Consider the following 17,373-nt stretch of genomic DNA (forward strand, 5'->3'; position numbering starts at 1 on the left):
AGGAATGTTTACCCATGCAGTATGACGGCCTGGCCTGGTTCACTGGCCTGTTGGCGATTCTGGCGTTGTGCGTTGCGCTGCGCATTCTCTACGACCGCAGTTGGTTCCTTGGCTGGCTGCGCGGCACCTGCGGCCTGCTGGTCGTCGCGCTCGCGGTGCTGTTCGGCCTGGTCGGCTACGACCTGCGCGGCTATACCGCCCTGGCTGGAGGCCAGCCGCTGGTGACCCTGAGTTTCGCCGCCGAGGGCGCACAGCGCTATCGGGTCAACCTGATGGAAAATGGTGTCGAGCGCGTGGTGACACTGGAAGGCGATCTGTGGCAACTGGATGCCAGACTGCTGCGCCTCAAAGGGTTGGCCGACCTGATCGGCCTGCAGCCGGGCTATCGCCTGGACAGGCTTTCCGGGCGTTTCCTGGCGATCGAGCAGCAGGAGAGCGCGCGCAACGTCCAGACGCAACTGAGTGAAAGCCCATACGGTGTCGATCTATGGCGCTGGTTGCGCATGAGCCGCCATGACCTGTTCCTGTTCGACCCGCAGGCGGTGCGGGTCACCTACCTGCCGGTTGCCGATGGCGCGATGTTCAGCGTGGTCCTGACACCGACCGGCCTGCTTGCCCAGCCGATGAACCAGGCGGCGAGCCAGGCGCTGAAGGATTGGCAATGACTGTTTCTGTGCCCGATGGCCTGGGCGCAGAGTCTCCTTGAAATCCAGGCACCAGCCGCGCAGGAACTTAGGAAAGAAAGCCTCCATCCACGTTGATCGCCGCACCCGTGGTGTAGCTGGAAGCATCGCTGGCCAGGTACAGCACGGTACCGGCCATCTCCGCAGGTTCCGCTACGCGCTTGAGCGGGATGCGTTGCAGGGCGAGTTGCAGAATCGCGTCGTTCTGCGTCAGCGCCGAGGCGAAGCGGGTGTCGGTAAGCCCCGGTAGCAGTGCGTTGCAGCGGATACCGAATTGCGCGCATTCCTTGGCGAAGACCTTGGTCATGCTGATCACCGCCGCCTTGGTCACCGAGTAGATGCCCTGGAACTCACCGGGGCTGACGCCATTGATCGAGGCCACGTTGATGATGCTGCCGCCGCCATGCTCCTTCATCAGCTTGCCGCCTTCGACGGACATGAAGTAGTAACCACGGATATTCACGTCGACGGTCTTCTGGAAGGCGCCCAGGTCGGTATCCAGGACATTGCAGAACTGCGGGTTGGTGGCCGCGTTATTGACCAGGATATCCAGGCGCCCGAAGTCCTGGCGAATTTGCGCGAAGACGTTGCGGATCTGCTCCATCTCGCCGATATGGCAGGCGATGGCCGTGGCCTGGCCGCCTTCAGCCCTGATCGCCTCGGCGACCGCCTGGCAGCTGTCGAGCTTACGGCTGGAAACGATGACGTGGGCGCCTTGTCGGGCAAGGAGGCGGGCGATGGCCTCGCCGATACCGCGGCTGGCCCCGGAGACGAAGGCGATCTTGCCATCGAGGTCGAACAGGTTGGTCTTGGACATTGGCGATCCTCGTCACAGAGGGGATTGATCGATGACCCGCAGGCTCATGCCTTCCAGCAGGGCGTTCATGCCGATGAAGTTGGCGAAGCGCGGGTCGCGGGTCTGGCCATGGTAGTAGCGGTAGTAGATCTGCTGGACGATACCGGCCAGGCGGAACAGTCCGTAGGTGTAGTAGAAGTCGAAATTGTCGATGCTCAGGCCCGCACGCTCGGCGTAGTAGTCGACGAACCCGCGACGGCTGAGCATGCCGGGCGCGTTACTGGGCTGGCGCCGCATCAGTTGCACGGGAGCCGGGTCGCTCGCTTCGATCCAGTAGGCGAGGCTGTTGCCGAGGTCCATCAGCGGGTCGCCAACGGTGGTCAGCTCCCAGTCCAGCACGCCGATGATGCGCATGGGGTCGTGGGCATCGAGGATCACATTGTCGAAGCGATAGTCGTTATGGACGATGGCCGGCCTGGCATGGTCGGCGGGCATCTTGTCCCTCAGCCAGGCCTTGACCGGCTCCCAGGCCGGCGCATCCGGCGTCAGGGCCTTCTCGTAGCGATCGGTCCAGCCTTCGATCTGTCGCTGCACATAGCCTTCCGGCTTGCCCAGGTCGCCCAGTCCGCAAGCCTGATAGTCGACCTGGTGCAATTCGACCAGCCGCTCGATGAAGCTGCGACATAGCGTGCCGGTCTGCTCGGCTCCCAGGTTGAGTTCGCTGGGGATGTCGCTGCGCAGAATGACGCCCTTGAGCCGCTCCATGACATAGAACTCGGCGCCGATCAGCGATTCATCGGTGCAATGGGCATAGGCCTTGGGACAGTAGGGAAAGCCGGCGTTGAGACGATTGAGAATCCGGTACTCGCGACCCATGTCATGGGCTGACTTGGCTTTGTGGCCGAAGGGGGGGCGGCGCAGGACGAATTCCTGGCTCGGATACTCGATGAGATAGGTCAGGTTGGAAGCACCGCCAGGAAACTGGCTGATGCGTGGTTGCCCTTGCAGGTTCTCGATGTGAGCCTTCAGGTAGGCATCGACGGCCTTGGCATCGAGTTCTTCACCCGCGCGAATGGCGCTGGCGTGATCGGTGACTGTCATGCGGATGCCTTTGTTCTTGTGGTCGGACGGTATGGGTCAATCTAGTGCGGTTTACAGGGGTTTCCCAGTGTCATGGATGCAGGTGTTGGCGGATGATCAGCGTTTTTGATGCGTGCTGATTGCATGGCGTCGTGCGCGAAGGGCTTAAAGCAGAACCGGGGCCTGGGCTCCGGTTCTACTTTCGTGCGGGATCAGACCGGAAACAGTTCGGTCAGCTTCAGGGCCAGCATCATGTCGCCTTCGGCACGCAGCTTGCCGCCCATGAAGGCTTGCATGCCGTCGGTTTCACCGGTGGTGATGCCTTTCAGGGTCGCGCTGTCCATGATCAGGGTAACGCTGGCGTCCGGGCTATCGCCCTTTTGCACGTCACAGGTGCCGTCCTTGACCACCAGGTAGTGATTCTCGCCGTCTTCGATGTTGAACTGGAACACCAGGTCCAGGCCGGCGGCCGCACTGGCGTTGAACTTGGCTTTCATGGATTGGACGATATCGGCAACGGAGCTCATGGTTGTTTCCTTTTTATCTAGGGGCTGCGACCTTGCGGGCGCGATAGGCCGGCGCTCATCGATAAGTAATGAGTTCCGGTGTCTTCAACAGTTCCAGGTGGATGCGACTGTTGAAGCAAGCCAGGGTCAGTGCGCGGTCGCGCAACTGCAGGCGGCTGACCGAAGTATTGACGATCTGCCAGTTGAGTTCGAAAGCCTTTGCCACCGGGATGCCGGTGAGCAGGTGAAGGGCCGCGGTAATCGTGCCGCCGGAGGTGAAGACGGCGATGTCCTGGCCAGGCTGGGCACGTTCCAGAAGGCGTTCCAGGGCTTGCCCGACACCGTCAAGAAAGCCCAGCCAGGTCTGCTGGCCCGCTACGTCGTGATGACCTTCCACCCAGCGTTGCAGGATCGCAGCGAAGAGGCGCTGGAATTCGCGGTGATGCTGTTTCGGGTTTCTCAGGATTTCCAGCGCATCGGGCTCACGCTCCAGCATGCCGGGGAGCAGGGCACGAACCACGTGTTCTGCGTCGAATTCGTTGAAGCCGCTATCGATCTCGATCTCAGGGACGGCCAGGCCCGCAGCCGCGCAGCGCTGCAAGGTCGCGTTCGCGGTGTGCCGCTGGCGGCGCAGGTCGCCACTGATGCAGCGGGCGAAGCGGATGCCCAACTGGCCCAGATGGTCGCCGAGAACTTCGGCCTGGCGGATTCCGGTCGTGGATAGCACGTCGTAGTCGTCGGCGCCGAATGAGGCCTGGCCGTGTCGGATCAGGTAGATACTGCCCACGTTCGCCATCGATCCCGGGAGTGAAAGTCTGGCGAGGTTAGGAGCAGGCACGGCCACTGTCAACGAAAAAACATACGCTTGTTTGAATTGTCTTGGGCCAGCCGACTGGCCCGTCGCGCTATGCTGCATGCCTCGCTTGCGACAACAACGCATGAACAAGGAGATGCTGTGGATTTTCTGGTGAGTTACGCGGATTTCTTGCTACGCACCCTGACCGTGGTCATCGCCATCGTCGTGGTTCTCGTCACGATCGCGGCGCTGCGCAGCAAAGGGCGGGGCAAGGCTGGCGGCCAGTTGCAGGTCAACAAGCTGAATGATTTCTACAAGGCGCTGCGCGAGCGGCTCGAGCATGCCTTGCTGGACAAGGCGCAATTGAAGCTACAGCGCAAGGCCGAGGCCAAGGCGGAAAAACAGGAAAAGAAAGGCGGGGCATTGCGTCCACGGGTATTCGTGCTGGATTTCGATGGCGACATCAAGGCTTCGGCAACCGATAACCTGCGCCATGAGATAACGGCGCTGCTGACCCTTGCCACTGCCCAGGATGAAGTGGTCCTGCGTCTCGAAAGCGGCGGCGGCATGGTGCATGGCTATGGCCTGGCCGCCTCCCAGTTGGCACGTATTCGCCAGGCTGGCGTGCCGCTCACCGTGTGTGTCGACAAGGTCGCCGCCAGCGGCGGCTACATGATGGCCTGCATCGGCGAGAAGGTCCTGGCGGCGCCTTTCGCCATCCTAGGCTCCATCGGCGTGGTCGCGCAGTTGCCGAACATGCACCGCTTGCTGAAGAAGCATGATATCGACTTCGAAGTGCTGACGGCCGGCGAATACAAGCGCACCTTGACCGTGTTCGGTGAGAACACCGAGAAGGGGCGGGAGAAGTTCCAGGAGGACCTGGAGATCACTCACGAGCTGTTCAAGAACTTCGTCGCCCGCTACCGCCCGCAACTGGCCATCGACGAGGTCGCCACCGGCGAGGTCTGGCTGGGCACCGCAGCCCTGGGCAAACAACTGGTCGACGATATCAGGACCAGTGACGAATACCTGGCCGAGCGTGCCCGCGAGGCCGATCTCTATCATTTGCATTACGCTGAGAAGAAGAGCCTGCCCGAACGCTTCGGCCTGGCTGCCAGCGTTACTCTCGACGGTGTGTTGTTGCGCTGGTGGAATCGGCTCAATCAGCAACGATTCTGGTAAAGGAGGTTTTCATGTCCCGGTTCAAGGCCCTGCTGGTCAGCGAAGAGAATGGCACGTTCGTTTCTCGGGTGGTTGAGCGCGATCACAGCGAACTGCCAGTCGGTGAGGTGCTGGTTCGGGTGCGTTACTCCTCACTCAACTACAAGGATGCCTTGTCGGCCCATGGCAACCGCGGCGTGACCCGAACCTACCCGCACACGCCAGGTATCGATGCGGCAGGTGTGGTGGAGTCGTCCTCGGTGCCCGAGTTCGTCGTCGGCGACGAGGTGATCGTCACCGGCTACGACCTGGGCATGAATACGCCGGGCGGCTTCGGCCAGTACATCCGTGTGCCGTCAGCCTGGTTGATCAAGCGGCCAGCCGGGTTGTCGCTGCGTGAGTCGATGCTGCTAGGCACTGCCGGCCTGACTGCCGCATTGTGCGTGGAAAAGCTCGAGCAGGTCGGCGGCTTGGCTCCCGAAGCGGGGCCGGTACTGGTCACTGGCGCGACGGGTGGGGTCGGCAGTATCGCAGTCGCGTTGCTTTCCCGCTTGGGTTACACGGTCGCCGCGTCCACCGGCAAGGCCGACCAGGAAACGTTCCTGCGCCAGCTCGGCGCCCAGCAGATCGTTCCCCGTGGGGATTTGCTGGGCTCGGCAGAGAAGCCCGTGCTCAAGGAACGTTGGGCGGGGGCGGTGGATACGGTCGGTGGCGACATCCTGTTCAGCGTGATCAAGTCACTGCGCTATGGCGCGAGTGTCGCCTGCTGTGGCTTGACCGCAGGTGTAGCGTTCCAGGCCAACGTGCTGCCATTCATCCTGCGTGGCGTGAATCTGCTGGGCGTCGACTCGGTGGAGTTGCCACTGGTGGTCAAGGCGTCGATGTGGGACAAGCTGTCCCTGCAATGGAAGCTCGACGAGCTGGAGGCCCTGGCGCACGAAGTTGGCCTGGAGCAGTTACCCGAGGTGATCGAGAGAATCCTGGCGGGCAGGCTGGTCGGGCGGGTGCTGGTCGATCTTGCTTGAGAGACGTATGCGATCAAGACGCGGGCAAGCAGGGCTTGCCCGCGTGAGGATCAGCCGCGGCGGCGGAACAACGGCAGCGGCTGGTCGCTGGAGCCCTGGTAGACCTCGGAGAAGTCCTCGAAGGCCTTCAGGGCGTCGTACGGGTCCTTGTCTTCGCGCAGGGCGAAGGCGTCGAAGCCGCAGCGCTTGAGGGCGAACAGCTGGTCACGCAGGACGTCGCCGATGGCGCGCACTTCACCCTTGTACTTGTAGCGCTCACGCAGCAAGTAGGCGCTGGAGGAATGGCGACCATCGGTGAACGCCGGGAAATTGAGGGCGATGACCTGGAAGTTTTCCAGTTGATCGGCGATTTCCTCGATTTCCTCCTCGGCGTCCAGCCACACGCCCAGGCCACCGTCGCGGGCCTTCAGGGCATGGCCGTGCTCACGCCACAGGGCCAGCGGCACGATGACGTCGTCACTGTTGGAGACATCGTCGAGCGTGGCGTCCTTGGGCAGCAGGTGCCAACTCTCGTCGATGACCTCGCCGTTCTTAATGATCCTTTGCATAGACGCGCTCCTTGAATGGGTCGATGCCAATGCGACGGTAGGTGTCGAGGAAGTTTTCGTCTTCGGTGCGTTGTTCGACGTAGACCTTGATCAGCTTGTCGACCACGTCGGCCATCTGCTCCTGGGCGAAGGAGGGGCCGAGGATCTGCGCCAGGCTGGCGTCACGACCGGCGCTGCCGCCGAGGGATACCTGGTAGAACTCCTGGCCTTTCTTGTCCACGCCGAGGATGCCGATGTGGCCCACATGGTGGTGCCCACAGGCGTTCATGCAGCCGGAGATGTTCAGGTCCAGGTCGCCGATGTCGAACAGGTAGTCGAGGTCGTCGAAGCGGCGCTGGATGGCCTCGGCGATCGGGATCGACTTGGCGTTGGCCAGGGAACAGAAGTCACCGCCGGGGCAGCAGATGATGTCGGTCAGCAGGCCTACATTGGGCATGGCGAAGCCCAGCTCGCGCAACTCGCCCCAGAGGGTGAACAGTTTCTGCTGCTCGACGTCGGCCAGGATGATGTTCTGGTTATGGCTGTTGCGCAGTTCACCGAAGCTGTAGCGATCCGCCAGGTCGGCGATGGCATCGAGCTGTTTGTCGGTGACGTCGCCCGGTGCTACGCCGGTGGGCTTGAGCGACAGGGTCACGGCGACATAGCCAGGCTTCTTGTGGGCGAAGGTGTTGCGCTGGCGCCAGCGGGCGAAGCCCGGGTGCTCGGCATCCAGGGCCACCAGCTCGGCATCCTGGTCGGCAAGCGCCAGGTAGGCTGGATCGACGAAGTGTTTGGCGACGCGGGCGACTTCTTCCTGGGTCAGGGTGGTGGGGCCGTCCTTCAGGTGCTCCCACTCGGCATGCACGCGTTCGGCGAAGACTTCCGGGGTCAGCGCCTTGACCAGAATCTTGATCCGGGCCTTGTACTTGTTGTCGCGACGACCATAGCGGTTATAGACACGCAGGATGGCATCGAGATAGCTGAGCAGGTGTTTCCACGGCAGGAATTCGTTGATGAAGCTGCCGACGATCGGCGTGCGGCCCAGGCCGCCGCCCACGGACACGCGAAAGCCCAGTTCGCCAGCCTCGTTCTTCACCGCTTCCAGGCCGACGTCATGCACTTCGATGGCGGCACGGTCACTCGCGGCACCGTTGACGGCGATCTTGAACTTGCGCGGCAGGTGGGCGAACTCGGGGTGGAAGGTCGACCACTGGCGGATGATCTCGCACCATGGGCGTGGGTCGATGAGTTCGTCCTTGGCGACACCCGCGAACTGATCGGTGGTGGTGTTGCGGATGCAGTTGCCACTGGTCTGGATCGCGTGCATCTGCACGGTGGCCAGGTCAGCGAGGATGTCCGGGACGTCTTCCAGGTCGGGCCAGTTGTACTGCACGTTCTGACGGGTACTGATGTGGGCATAGCCCTTGTCGTAGTCGCGGGCGATCTTGGCCAGCATGCGCACTTGTCTGGACGAGAGCAGGCCGTAGGGAACGGCAACCCGTAGCATGGGCGCGAAGCGCTGGATGTACAGGCCATTCTGCAAGCGGAGGGGGCGGAACTCCTCACCGGAGAGTTCGCCAGACAGATAACGGCGAGTCTGATCGCGGAACTGCTTGACGCGCTGCTCCACGATATGTTGGTCGTGTTGATCGTAAACGTACATATCTATCCTGCGGTTCAGGCTACTGCTTCATCGACAGCTGGGGCTGTTTCTGGGCGCACGGCTGCGCACTCCTCGCGGAGCCGACGGAAGATACCAGTTAAGTGTTATGCGCAAAAGTGAAGTTTGAATATAAGCGTCAAACTTTTGGTGCTATTGGTCGGCTGCCGGCTGGCTGCAACCTTGCCGGTGATGCGGCGTTGGACTTAACTCTGAAGCAATCGCCACAAGAGAGGAAGGGCCTTGCCATGTCCGATCGTCGTAATGACAGCGTGGTCGACGCCTGGGCGATTTTTGCCCTGATCGTCCTGGTCGTTGTAGCCGCGGTGTTCTGGGTCAGTCACCAATAGCCTGGCTCTGATCCTCGAGGCTGCTCTATCTAGCCCACAGCCGCCAGATGAAGCACCAGTTCGACCACGCCGAACAACAGGGCTGCGAAGACCAGGGTGGACAGTATGCCGATCGCGATGAAGTGCGAGGGTTTGCCGCGACTGAAATCGCGTTGGCGGTTCTTGCCGCTCTGCACGCCGAATGCCGCCGCCAGCACGCTGTACAGTATCTGCCTGAAGGTCAGTGGTGGGTCTTTGTCATCATTATCCATTAGGGGTCGCTCCCGTTTCGTCGCGAGCCACGTCGCTGCAACGTTCAGCTTAGCTCGCCTGTCCCGTTGCGGGGCATCGGGGAGTGGGGCAAGCTCTGCGGGTTCCGTTGAGCCGAGCCCGCGATGCCCGATATCGAATTGCCGGATGGTCCGCAGCAGACCGCGCTGACCCGTGAAGTGGTGCTGCGTTATCACCTGAGTTGGAAGCACCGTGACCTCGACGCGGTGCTGGCGCTTTATCACCCGGATGTCGAGTACAACGACTTTTTTCTCAACCGGCGCATGGGGCTGCACGAACTGCGGGGCTATGTGCAGAGCACCATGCCCAGGCGGCCTGACGAGGCGCTGGAGCATATCGACCGGATTCGCGTCGATGGCCATACCGCCTTCATTCAATACGGCACCACCTTGCATGGCGGCGCGGGACTGGTGTCCTTCCATACCAGTGAGGCGATCACCGTTCGTGATGGCCTGATCTGGCGGATCAACGAATACGCCTCGCTGGTACGTGAAAGTGGTCGAGAAGCCTCCTCGGACGAACGCCAGGCGGTCAGCAAGCTGGGGCTGTCGGCGACCCAGTTGAGTTTCATGGCGCGGGATCTTCAGGAGTACTTCAGCCAGCACCGGCCTTTTCTCGATCCGGACCTGGATTTGCAGCAGGTGGCCGATGCCACCGGCTATCGGCGCAACCAGATGTCCTACCTGCTCAATCAGGTGCTGGGCCTGAGTTTCTACCGCTACGTCAACCAGGCGCGCCTGCAGCATCTGCTGGCTCGGCTGGAGGCGGGGAGCGATTTGCGGCGGATGGATGAGATGGCTTTCGAGGCCGGCTTCAATTCGCTGTCGGCTTTCTACAACTGCTTTCGACGCCAGGTGGGAATGTCGCCGAAGGCCTATCTGAAGCAAATTTCCACGCGTACCCGCACGCAAGACAAAGCAATGGGCGACTGACTAGTCTCTCTGCATTCCCGTTTCATGAGGTTTGCAGATGAGCGATTGGCGCACGATCAGTCTATGGATGGACCAACTCGACGAGCCGCTGTTGCCACGGGCCGCTCTGGAGCAAGACATACAGGCCGATGTGGCGATCATCGGCGCCGGCTACACCGGGATGTGGACGGCCTATTACCTCAAGCGCCAGGCGCCGCACCTGCACATCGTCATCCTTGAAGCCCAGACCGCTGGCTTCGGTGCTTCAGGGCGCAACGGCGGCTGGTTGATGGGTAACTTGCTGGGCGAAGACCGCATGCTCGCATCCTTGCCCGCCAGTGCCCGCAAGGCGGCTTTCGATTTGCTCCATGGCATCCCCGATGAAGTCGCGGCGGTGACCGCGCGCGAAGGCATCGCCTGCGACCTGCGCAAGGGCGGCGTGATCTACAGCGCGGCGCGCTATCCCGAACAGTTGACCCGCTTGCGCGAGCACCTGCAGGAGTTGCGTCACCTGGGGCTGGGGGAAGAGGATTACCGTTGGCTCACGCCCGTCGAGTTGAGTGAGCAACTGCGTATCGCGAACGCCTATGGCGCCCTGTACAGTCCGCATTGCGCGACGATCCAGCCCGCGCGCCTGGCGCGAGGGCTGGCGCGTACGCTGGAGGCGCTGGGGGTGGTCATTCACGAGCGCAGCCCGGTGACCGACTGGCAGCCTGGGCTGGTCCGTACCGCACAGGCCAGTGTGCGGGCCGATTGGGTGGTGCCGGCCGTCGAAGGCTATGCGGCCGAGCTGCCGCCGCTGGGACGCTATCAATTGCCGGTGCAGAGCCTGCTGGTCGCCACCGAGCCGCTGTCGGCGCAGCAGTGGGCCGGCATTGGCCTGGAACGCGGCCAGGCCTTCAGCGAGAACAGCCGCCAGGTCACCTATGGCCAGCGCACGGCGGACGATCGCTTGATCTTCGGCGCCCGTGGCGGCTATCGCTTCGGTGGCCGGCTGCGCAACGACTTCAACCTCACCGAGGCCGAGCGCGGCCTGCGGCGCTACCTGATGGGCGAGCTGTTTCCGCAGTTGCGCAATGTCCGCCTGACTCACGCCTGGGGCGGTAACCTGGGCATGGCACGGCGCTTCCAGCCACACATGCTGCGTGACGCGCGCAACCGGGTGGCCCTGTCCGGCGGGTACGGCGGCGAGGGGGTCGGCGCCAGCAACCTGGGTGGACGAACCTTGGCGGCGCTGATTCTCGGCCATGACAACGAACTGACCCGGCAACCCTGGGTGCAAACCGACAGCGCCATCGAACGACTGCGTGGCTGGGAGCCCGAGCCCTGCCGTTGGCTGGGCTATAACGCGATCATCCGCAGCTTCGTTCATGAGGACGAAGTGCTGGCCAACCCACGCAGTGCGCCCTGGCGCCGGCGCCTTGCTGCCAAGGTGGCAGGGACCATGGAGCGGCTGATGACCTGGAAGGTCGGTTGAGCCCTGGCCCGATAACCCATATCCCTTGTGCCTGAACGAGAGCCTGCAATGAACATCACCCATTTCAAGAAAACCGATGCGCTGGTCCTGGATGAGTCCAATCCGGTGGGCGTGCCCCTGGGCGAGCCGGTCGCCGTGACCTCGACTACCAGTGTCGAGCGCGACGATGGCGTCGAGGCGGGCGTCTGGGAGTGCACGCCCGGCCGCTGGCGACGGCAGATTGTCCAGCAGGAGTTCTGCCATTTCATCGCTGGGCGCTGCACCTTCACTCCGGACGGCGGCGAGCCCATCGAGATCCGCGCCGGCGACGCCTTGATGATGCCTGCCAACACCACGGGCATCTGGGACATACAAGAAACGGTCCGCAAGACCTACGTACTGATTTTCTGAACTGCCACCTGAAAACCCAAGAACATCGAGGTGAACATGCTGAAGAAGCTTCTCCCGCTGATGCTGCTGGCATCTGTCGCTCAAGCCGCGGAAACCGTGCACATCTATAACTGGGGCGACTACATCGCGCCGGATACGCTAAAGAACTTCCAGGCCGCCACCGGCTACGCCACGCAGTACGATGTCTACGACAGCAATGAAACCCTCGATGCCAAGCTCATGGCCGGGCATTCCGGCTATGACGTGGTGGTGCCTTCCAACCATTTCATGGCCCGGCAGATCCAGGGCAACGCGCTGAAGAAGCTCGACCGCAGCAAGCTGCCCAACTGGAACAACCTCAACCCGGTGCTGATGAAGGCGCTGGAGGCCAATGACCCGGGCAACCAGCATGGCTTTCCTTACCTGTGGGGCACCACCGGGATCGCCTACAACCTCGACAAGGTCAAGGCAGTCCTGGGCGAAGGCGTCGAGCTGGACAGCTGGGACGTGCTGTTCAAGCCGCAAACCCTGAGCAAGCTGAAGCAATGCGGCGTCGCGGTGCTCGACAACGGCCCTGAGTTGCTGCCCATCGCCCTGCATTACCTGGGCTTGCCCCATCACAGCCAGAACCCGGCGGATTACCAGAAGGCCGAGGCGCTGTTGCTGGAGATGCGCAAGAACGTCACTTACTTCCACAGCTCCAAGTACGTCACCGACCTGGCCAATGGCGATGTCTGCATGGCGGTCGGCTTTTCCGGCGACATCATGCAGGCAGCCAACCGCGCCAAGGAGGCCGGCAATGGAGTCAAGGTGCAATACGTGATTCCGAAGGAGGGCGCACCGTTGTGGTTCGATATGGCGGCAATGCCGGCGGACGCGCCGGACGAGGCTGCCGGCTATGCCTTCCTCAATTACCTGCTGGAGCCCAAGGTCATGGCAGGTATCAGCAATTCGGTGCGCTACGCCAACGGCAATGCCAAGGCCGATGGACTGGTCGAGGCAGAATTGAAGGCCGATCCAGCGGTCTACCCGCCGGAAAACGTGATGGACAAGCTCTATGCCTTGCAGGCCATGCCGTTGAACATCGATCGCATCCGCACCCGCGTGTGGAACAAGGTCAAGAGCGGCATCTGAGCTATCAGGGCGATTGAGGTTGTCCGCTTGTCTCTTGCGGTAAGTGCGGTGATAGTCGGGCCATCCGTTGATTGGGAGGCAGCATGTCGCACAGTTCCACCGCAACCAACCTGCGTGCCGCCTGGCTGGCCCAGGCCCACGCTTCACCCTGGGTGACGACAGGCTTTGCCCTGTCGTTGCTTGTCGTCCTGTGCCTGCTGGCCGGCAGCCTGGTCAACGCGTTCGACGCACAGAATACCGAGCGCCTGCGCTATGCCCTGTACGGCGGTGGTGCCGGCTTCGCCGCGACTGCATTTGGCGCGCTGCTGGCCATCGTGCTGCGCGATATCGCCCAGCGTACCCAGGACATCATGCTCGGCTTCGCGGCTGGCATGATGCTCGCCGCCAGCTCGTTTTCCCTGATCCTGCCGGGCCTGGACGCGGCCAAGGGCATCACTGGCAACAACTACGTGGCGGCCGCCACCGTGGTGATCGGCCTCGGGCTGGGCGCCTTGCTGATGCTCGGCCTCGATCGCTTCACTCCGCACGAGCACGAGAGCACCGGCCCGTGCGGCCCCGACAGCGAGCGGATCAGCCGGGTCTGGCTGTTCGTCTTCGCCATCACCCTGCACAACTTGCCCGAGGGCATGGCGATTGGCGTCGGCTTTGCGGGGGGCGACCTGAATGTCGGCATTCCGCTGGCCAGCGCGATTTCGATCCAGGACATTCCCGAGGGCCTGGCGGTTGCCCTGGCCCTGCGCACCACCGGCCTGTCGCCGCTCAAGGCGGCGCTGATCGCCCTCGCCAGCGGCCTGATGGAGCCGCTTGGGGCGTTGGTTGGCCTGGGTATCTCCAGCGGCTACGCGCTGGCCTATCCGGTGAGCCTGGGGCTGGCGGCGGGGGCAATGCTGTTCGTGGTGTCCCACGAGATCATCCCGGAGACCCACCGCAATGGCCACCAGACGGCAGCCACCCTGGGCCTGATGGGCGGTTTCGCGGTGATGATGTTCCTCGACACCGCCCTCGGCTGAGTCACTGCGACGCAGCGTGGGCCTCGATCAGCCAGCAGGCGGCATTGAAGCGAACGTCGTCGATCTGGATGAACGGCTCGAACGCGCGCCTGGCGGTTTCGATGATCGGCTTGCGACTTTCCTCGTCCAGGCTGCGTAGCGCCAGCCCCACGGGGCCAAGGTTGCCGATGTAGGCAGGCAACTGTGCCACGGGAAAACGGCAGCCAATGTCCAGTGGGCGAATGGCGATGTCTGTCCAACCGCTGTCGAGGAGCAATCGTTCCACCCGCCCGGCTTCGGCCAGGGCGAACTGGCCTGGCGCGTCGGCGGCGCGCGCAGGTCGTGTCGGCAGCAGCGCCGCGACAGCTTGCTCGGCGACGGTCATGAATGGGTTGTGTGCCGCGCTGCGCCAGACAATGAAGCACAGCCCGGCGCTGTCGCTGGCGGCATCTCGCAGGTTGGCGAAGGCCTGTCGCGGGTCGTCGAAGAACATCACGCCGAAGCGCGACACGAACAGGTCGATATCCGCGACCGGGAATGCATGGCGCTGGGCATCGGCGCGGATGAACGAAATTCGCGACGCCCGCCCGGCCCGTTGCCGGGCCCTGGCGATCATCGGCGCTGAGAGATCGATGCCGCTGCATCGCGCAGGCGGCCCGAGCCGTCGGGCGATGGCCAGGGTCGTGCTGCCGGTGCCGCACCCCACATCCAGTACATGCTGGCGGGGGTGTCTGCCGGCTACCTCGGCCAGCACGCTCTCGAATGGTTCGAACATGGCGTCGAGCAGTTCCTGTTGCTCGACCCAGGCGAGTCCGCTCGGGCCATTCCAGAGATCACGCTGTTGCTGATCATGCATGGTGTTTTTCTCATGGCAGGTTGCACTCGCTACACTGTGCAACTTCAAGTCGACTTGAGGTCAAGAGGCGATGACGCTGGATATTGGAGAGGTGGCCAGGCGCTCCGGGTTGAGCGCCGCAACCTTGCGCTTCTACGAGGAGAAGGGCTTGATCGCCTCGGTGGGCCGGGCTGGCCTGCGTCGCCTGTTCGCTACTGAGGTCCTTGAGCGCCTGGCGCTGGTCGGGCTAGGTCGAGCCGCCGGGTTTTCCCTGGACGAGATCGCCGGTATGTTTGCCCCGGATGGCCAGCCGCACATCGATCGCCACGCGCTACGCGACAAGGCCGACGAGCTGGACCGCAGGATCGCGACCCTGACCCGGATGCGCGACGGACTGCGCCATGCGGCGGCCTGTTCGGCGGCGGATCACATGCAATGCCCGACCTTCCTCCGGCTGCTTGGCTTGGCCGCTGGTAGAAAACTCAAGGCCCCGGCGCGGTCGTGAGCGACAGGCATTGGGCCTTCATCACATCTGGCGAACCGGCTCATGGTTACGTTCACGCACGACCAGCGGTTGCAGGGTCTTGATCAACCTGCGCCGTACGGGCACCACCATGCGCTCCTGGAACACCACGCTGATCGCGACCAGCATGGCCAGGAAAATGACATAGCCGGTCAGGCTGTTGCCGGCGCTTTCCGCGGCGGCCCGGCAGGTCGCCAGGTCGTCCGGGCAGCTTGGCAGGTGCGCCACAAGCAACTTCTCCAGGGTACGGAACAGCGACGAAATCGGTACATGCAGGGCGAAGATCGATAGCGACGCGGCCCCCAGGCGCGGCGACCAGTGGCGTAGCCAGGCCGAGTTGGGATCGCGGGCGAGGGCGGCGAGGTACACCAGAACCAGTTCTGCCGGCAGCAGCAGGCCGTTGTGCAGCAGGTAGTACCAGTATTTCGCGCCATGCACGAAAAGCGAGGCGCCTAGCGCGAAACTGCTGGCGCTGAACAATGCCAGCAGCCAGCGCTGGCCCGTGCCGGGCAATTTCCCGGCGGCCTGCTGGCGACTGAAGATGGCGTAGAGCAGGATACCGGCGACGAACTCGGGCAGGCGCACCAGCGGCAGGCGCTGGATGATGCCGGTATAGGGCGCGCCGTAGTCCTGGTGGAGAATCACCAGCAGCGGCGGGATCAGATACAGCAGGCCGGTTAGCAGCAATGCCCACAGTGGATGGCGAACGCGCATCAGGCGCGGCGCCAGCAGTGGGAAGGTGAGGTAGAAGAAGAACAGCGCGGAAATCGACCACAATGGCGCGTTGAAAGTCAGGTAGTAAGGGTTCCAGGCCTGCAGCATGGTGAACTGCAGAAACAGGTTCAGCGCCATCTCGCCGTTGCTCATCCAGTGATGGAACAGTTCCGGCTGCTCACGGGCGATCAGTTCGTTGGTGTCGATGATGACGAAGCGTGCGCTGGCTTCGCTGTCGCCCATCCATTGCAGGAGCACGACCATCCCGAGGGCAAGCAACAGGGCGAAGATATGGATCGGGTAGAGATTGGCGAAGCGTTTGAGCCAGAAGCTGCGTGCCGGTTCGCGCATTTCGCCGTTGTTCAGGTAAACGTGGGCGAGCAGGAAGCCCGAGAGCACGAAGAAGGTGCTGGTGGCGAAAAAGCCCATGCTGGTGAGTTCGTCGAGCAGCGGCGTTTCGCCCTTGGCGGGGTAGTAGAGATGGATCGTGTGGTAGATGGCCACATAGAGTCCCATCAGAAAACGTAGCCATTCCAGGCCGATAAAACGCTGTTTCTCCGTAGTCATTGTCCGGTTTCCTCACGAGTAGACCCTGAGTGGACCGCACGAAAACCGGTTCTTCTTCATCTATTCGCGAAAGAACACCTGAACCAGGTGATAGCCGAACTGGCTCTTGACCGGGCCGTGGACCGTACGCAGCTCTTTCTTGAAAATCACCTGGTCGATGGCGCGTACCATTTGCCCGGGACGTACTTCGCCCAAGTCGCCGCCACGCTTGCCGGAGGGGCAGGTGGAGTATTTGCGGGCCAGGAGGTCGAATGCTTCACCGGCGGCGATGCGTTTCTTCAAGGCGGCAGCTTCAGCTTCGGTCTTGAGCAGAATGTGGCGGGCCATCGCCTTTGCCATGATTTCTGGGGCTCCCATAACAGTTAAATTATTTTATCGCTTGATAAATCATGGAGTTATGCAATCTAACTATTTTTTATTTCATGAGCCGCAGAGTTCGCTGAAACAGCCAGGCTGAGAGTAAGTAGGCCGACTACCCGGCTCAAGGCGCTTGGTACCTAGGGGAAGCCTTGCCATGGACACTCCATCCGCCATGGGTTATACTTGACTATGAGGTAACTGTGCTGCGATGACTTTCCGCAGATTAATCATGTCCCATCTGCAGTTGGCCCGCTGGAATTGATGACAGCCCGCTAGAAAAGCCGTTGAGTCTCGCCTAGAGAGGTTCAGATCCCAAATTCTGTCAGGGTTCTCCAGCGCTAATTCACGCATCACTTTCAGTCCTACTTTTGCGGGTGCTGTCGACCTGGGATCGTGCACTCCGACTCATGGCTAACGCCTAGCTGAAGCGAGTCTCCATGTCCTCATGGCTCACTGTATTCTTTTCGTCTAGGGTGGACAGGCGCTCGATGGCCAGTCTTTCGGTACGAAGCTTCCCGCAAAGCCTGGTAGGTTTCAACGCCCACGAGAACCGCTGCCAGCTCATTGTCGGCCCAAGTGGCATGACTCACACCAAAGAGCCTCCGGAATTCCCAGGTCGATTCAATCCTGCCGCTTTCCT

19 protein-coding genes are annotated in these 17,373 nt (G+C 62.3%); 9 read left to right on the forward strand and 10 right to left on the reverse strand.

Annotated elements, in window-relative coordinates:
- Positions 1-14: 14 nt before the first annotated feature.
- Positions 15-665, forward strand: a complete 651-nt coding sequence (locus ACSZPK_RS20580; RefSeq protein WP_437883396.1) for a hypothetical protein — start codon at positions 15-17, stop codon at positions 663-665.
- 67 nt (positions 666-732) lie between these two features.
- On the opposite strand, the gene ACSZPK_RS20585 is transcribed toward ACSZPK_RS20580, so the two are convergent.
- The 4 genes from ACSZPK_RS20585 to ACSZPK_RS20600 form a co-directional block, all read right to left on the reverse strand.
- Positions 733-1,500 (reverse strand): SDR family oxidoreductase, encoded by a 768-nt coding sequence (locus tag ACSZPK_RS20585; RefSeq protein ID WP_437883397.1) that lies wholly within the window; start codon positions 1,498-1,500, stop codon positions 733-735.
- A 12-nt stretch (positions 1,501-1,512) separates the two neighbouring features.
- The gene (locus ACSZPK_RS20590) at positions 1,513-2,580 is read right to left on the reverse strand and encodes a phosphotransferase family protein (RefSeq protein ID WP_437883398.1); all 1,068 of its coding nucleotides are present in this window, start codon (positions 2,578-2,580) and stop codon (positions 1,513-1,515) included.
- Positions 2,581-2,771: 191 nt separating this feature from the next.
- A complete protein-coding gene (locus ACSZPK_RS20595; protein WP_437883399.1) occupies positions 2,772-3,086 on the reverse strand; it encodes an SCP2 sterol-binding domain-containing protein in 315 nt (104 codons plus the stop codon).
- A gap of 55 nt (positions 3,087-3,141) precedes the next feature.
- On the reverse strand, positions 3,142-3,852 hold the full coding sequence (locus ACSZPK_RS20600) for a histidine phosphatase family protein (RefSeq protein ID WP_437883400.1): 711 nt from the start codon (positions 3,850-3,852) through the stop codon (positions 3,142-3,144).
- A 120-nt stretch (positions 3,853-3,972) separates the two neighbouring features.
- Here ACSZPK_RS20600 and sohB point away from each other — a divergent pair, with 120 nt between their 5' ends.
- Both sohB and ACSZPK_RS20610 read left to right on the forward strand, forming a co-directional pair.
- Complete coding sequence (sohB, locus tag ACSZPK_RS20605; protein ID WP_437883401.1) at positions 3,973-5,043, forward strand: protease SohB; 1,071 nt, start codon at positions 3,973-3,975, stop codon at positions 5,041-5,043.
- Positions 5,044-5,054: 11 nt separating this feature from the next.
- A complete protein-coding gene (locus ACSZPK_RS20610) occupies positions 5,055-6,047 on the forward strand; it encodes a YhdH/YhfP family quinone oxidoreductase (protein ID WP_437883402.1) in 993 nt (330 codons plus the stop codon).
- A gap of 50 nt (positions 6,048-6,097) precedes the next feature.
- Here the strand turns inward: ACSZPK_RS20610 and ACSZPK_RS20615 are convergent, their stop codons facing one another.
- The 3 genes from ACSZPK_RS20615 to ACSZPK_RS20625 all read right to left on the reverse strand — a co-directional run bounded on the left by ACSZPK_RS20615 (position 6,098) and on the right by ACSZPK_RS20625 (position 8,835).
- A complete protein-coding gene (locus ACSZPK_RS20615; protein ID WP_437883403.1) occupies positions 6,098-6,595 on the reverse strand; it encodes a DUF934 domain-containing protein in 498 nt (165 codons plus the stop codon).
- Entirely contained in the window at positions 6,579-8,237 is a 1,659-nt protein-coding gene (locus ACSZPK_RS20620) for a nitrite/sulfite reductase (protein WP_437883404.1), read from the reverse strand. The genes ACSZPK_RS20615 and ACSZPK_RS20620 overlap by 17 nt, the downstream gene beginning before the upstream one ends.
- A 376-nt stretch (positions 8,238-8,613) precedes the next feature.
- A complete protein-coding gene (locus ACSZPK_RS20625) occupies positions 8,614-8,835 on the reverse strand; it encodes a DUF2970 domain-containing protein (protein ID WP_437883405.1) in 222 nt (73 codons plus the stop codon).
- A 123-nt stretch (positions 8,836-8,958) separates the two neighbouring features.
- On the opposite strand from ACSZPK_RS20625, the gene ACSZPK_RS20630 reads away from it, so the two are divergent.
- The 5 genes from ACSZPK_RS20630 to ACSZPK_RS20650 all read left to right on the forward strand — a co-directional run bounded on the left by ACSZPK_RS20630 (position 8,959) and on the right by ACSZPK_RS20650 (position 13,755).
- Positions 8,959-9,786 (forward strand): helix-turn-helix domain-containing protein, encoded by an 828-nt coding sequence (locus tag ACSZPK_RS20630; RefSeq protein WP_437883406.1) that lies wholly within the window; start codon positions 8,959-8,961, stop codon positions 9,784-9,786.
- A gap of 37 nt (positions 9,787-9,823) precedes the next feature.
- A complete protein-coding gene (locus tag ACSZPK_RS20635; protein ID WP_437883407.1) occupies positions 9,824-11,242 on the forward strand; it encodes an NAD(P)/FAD-dependent oxidoreductase in 1,419 nt (472 codons plus the stop codon).
- 48 nt (positions 11,243-11,290) lie between these two features.
- Complete coding sequence (locus tag ACSZPK_RS20640) at positions 11,291-11,632, forward strand: cupin domain-containing protein (protein WP_437883408.1); 342 nt, start codon at positions 11,291-11,293, stop codon at positions 11,630-11,632.
- A gap of 36 nt (positions 11,633-11,668) precedes the next feature.
- Complete coding sequence (locus tag ACSZPK_RS20645; protein ID WP_437883409.1) at positions 11,669-12,745, forward strand: polyamine ABC transporter substrate-binding protein; 1,077 nt, start codon at positions 11,669-11,671, stop codon at positions 12,743-12,745.
- 71 nt (positions 12,746-12,816) lie between these two features.
- Positions 12,817-13,755: a ZIP family metal transporter gene (locus ACSZPK_RS20650; RefSeq protein ID WP_437883410.1), complete on the forward strand. Its 939-nt coding sequence runs from the start codon at positions 12,817-12,819 to the stop codon at positions 13,753-13,755.
- A 1-nt stretch (position 13,756) separates the two neighbouring features.
- Here ACSZPK_RS20650 and ACSZPK_RS20655 read toward each other — a convergent pair whose 3' ends face one another.
- Positions 13,757-14,590, reverse strand: a complete 834-nt coding sequence (locus tag ACSZPK_RS20655) for a class I SAM-dependent methyltransferase (RefSeq protein ID WP_437883411.1) — start codon at positions 14,588-14,590, stop codon at positions 13,757-13,759.
- Positions 14,591-14,660: 70 nt separating this feature from the next.
- Here ACSZPK_RS20655 and ACSZPK_RS20660 point away from each other — a divergent pair, with 70 nt between their 5' ends.
- Positions 14,661-15,074 carry a helix-turn-helix domain-containing protein gene (locus ACSZPK_RS20660; protein ID WP_437883412.1) on the forward strand — a complete coding sequence of 138 codons (414 nt, stop codon included), beginning with the start codon at positions 14,661-14,663 and terminating at the stop codon, positions 15,072-15,074.
- A gap of 21 nt (positions 15,075-15,095) precedes the next feature.
- On the opposite strand, the gene ACSZPK_RS20665 is transcribed toward ACSZPK_RS20660, so the two are convergent.
- Positions 15,096-16,373: an acyltransferase family protein gene (locus ACSZPK_RS20665; RefSeq protein WP_437883413.1), complete on the reverse strand. Its 1,278-nt coding sequence runs from the start codon at positions 16,371-16,373 to the stop codon at positions 15,096-15,098.
- A gap of 60 nt (positions 16,374-16,433) precedes the next feature.
- Positions 16,434-16,712: a peptidylprolyl isomerase gene (locus tag ACSZPK_RS20670; protein ID WP_437883414.1), complete on the reverse strand. Its 279-nt coding sequence runs from the start codon at positions 16,710-16,712 to the stop codon at positions 16,434-16,436.
- Positions 16,713-17,373 lie beyond the last annotated feature (661 nt).

The organism is Pseudomonas sp. LRF_L74 (assembly GCF_965644255.1).
In the GTDB taxonomy this organism is placed as follows: domain Bacteria; phylum Pseudomonadota; class Gammaproteobacteria; order Pseudomonadales; family Pseudomonadaceae; genus Aquipseudomonas.

Bases quoted from the DNA above. Each gene is read 5' to 3' on its own strand.
- ACSZPK_RS20620 (WP_437883404.1), bottom strand. From the start codon at position 8,237: ATGTACGTTTACGATCAACACGACCAACATATCGTGGAGCAGCGCGTC.
- ACSZPK_RS20655 (WP_437883411.1), bottom strand. From the start codon at position 14,590: ATGCATGATCAGCAACAGCGTGATCTCTGGAATGGCCCGAGCGGACTC.
- ACSZPK_RS20640 (WP_437883408.1), top strand. From the start codon at position 11,291: ATGAACATCACCCATTTCAAGAAAACCGATGCGCTGGTCCTGGATGAG.
- ACSZPK_RS20625 (WP_437883405.1), bottom strand. From the start codon at position 8,835: ATGGATAATGATGACAAAGACCCACCACTGACCTTCAGGCAGATACTG.
- ACSZPK_RS20660 (WP_437883412.1), top strand. From the start codon at position 14,661: ATGACGCTGGATATTGGAGAGGTGGCCAGGCGCTCCGGGTTGAGCGCC.
- sohB (WP_437883401.1), top strand. From the start codon at position 3,973: ATGCTGCATGCCTCGCTTGCGACAACAACGCATGAACAAGGAGATGCT.
- ACSZPK_RS20635 (WP_437883407.1), top strand. From the start codon at position 9,824: ATGAGCGATTGGCGCACGATCAGTCTATGGATGGACCAACTCGACGAG.
- ACSZPK_RS20670 (WP_437883414.1), bottom strand. From the start codon at position 16,712: ATGGCAAAGGCGATGGCCCGCCACATTCTGCTCAAGACCGAAGCTGAA.
- ACSZPK_RS20595 (WP_437883399.1), bottom strand. From the start codon at position 3,086: ATGAGCTCCGTTGCCGATATCGTCCAATCCATGAAAGCCAAGTTCAAC.
- ACSZPK_RS20615 (WP_437883403.1), bottom strand. From the start codon at position 6,595: ATGCAAAGGATCATTAAGAACGGCGAGGTCATCGACGAGAGTTGGCAC.
- ACSZPK_RS20630 (WP_437883406.1), top strand. From the start codon at position 8,959: ATGCCCGATATCGAATTGCCGGATGGTCCGCAGCAGACCGCGCTGACC.
- ACSZPK_RS20610 (WP_437883402.1), top strand. From the start codon at position 5,055: ATGTCCCGGTTCAAGGCCCTGCTGGTCAGCGAAGAGAATGGCACGTTC.
- ACSZPK_RS20665 (WP_437883413.1), bottom strand. From the start codon at position 16,373: ATGACTACGGAGAAACAGCGTTTTATCGGCCTGGAATGGCTACGTTTT.
- ACSZPK_RS20585 (WP_437883397.1), bottom strand. From the start codon at position 1,500: ATGTCCAAGACCAACCTGTTCGACCTCGATGGCAAGATCGCCTTCGTC.
- ACSZPK_RS20645 (WP_437883409.1), top strand. From the start codon at position 11,669: ATGCTGAAGAAGCTTCTCCCGCTGATGCTGCTGGCATCTGTCGCTCAA.
- ACSZPK_RS20580 (WP_437883396.1), top strand. From the start codon at position 15: ATGCAGTATGACGGCCTGGCCTGGTTCACTGGCCTGTTGGCGATTCTG.
- ACSZPK_RS20590 (WP_437883398.1), bottom strand. From the start codon at position 2,580: ATGACAGTCACCGATCACGCCAGCGCCATTCGCGCGGGTGAAGAACTC.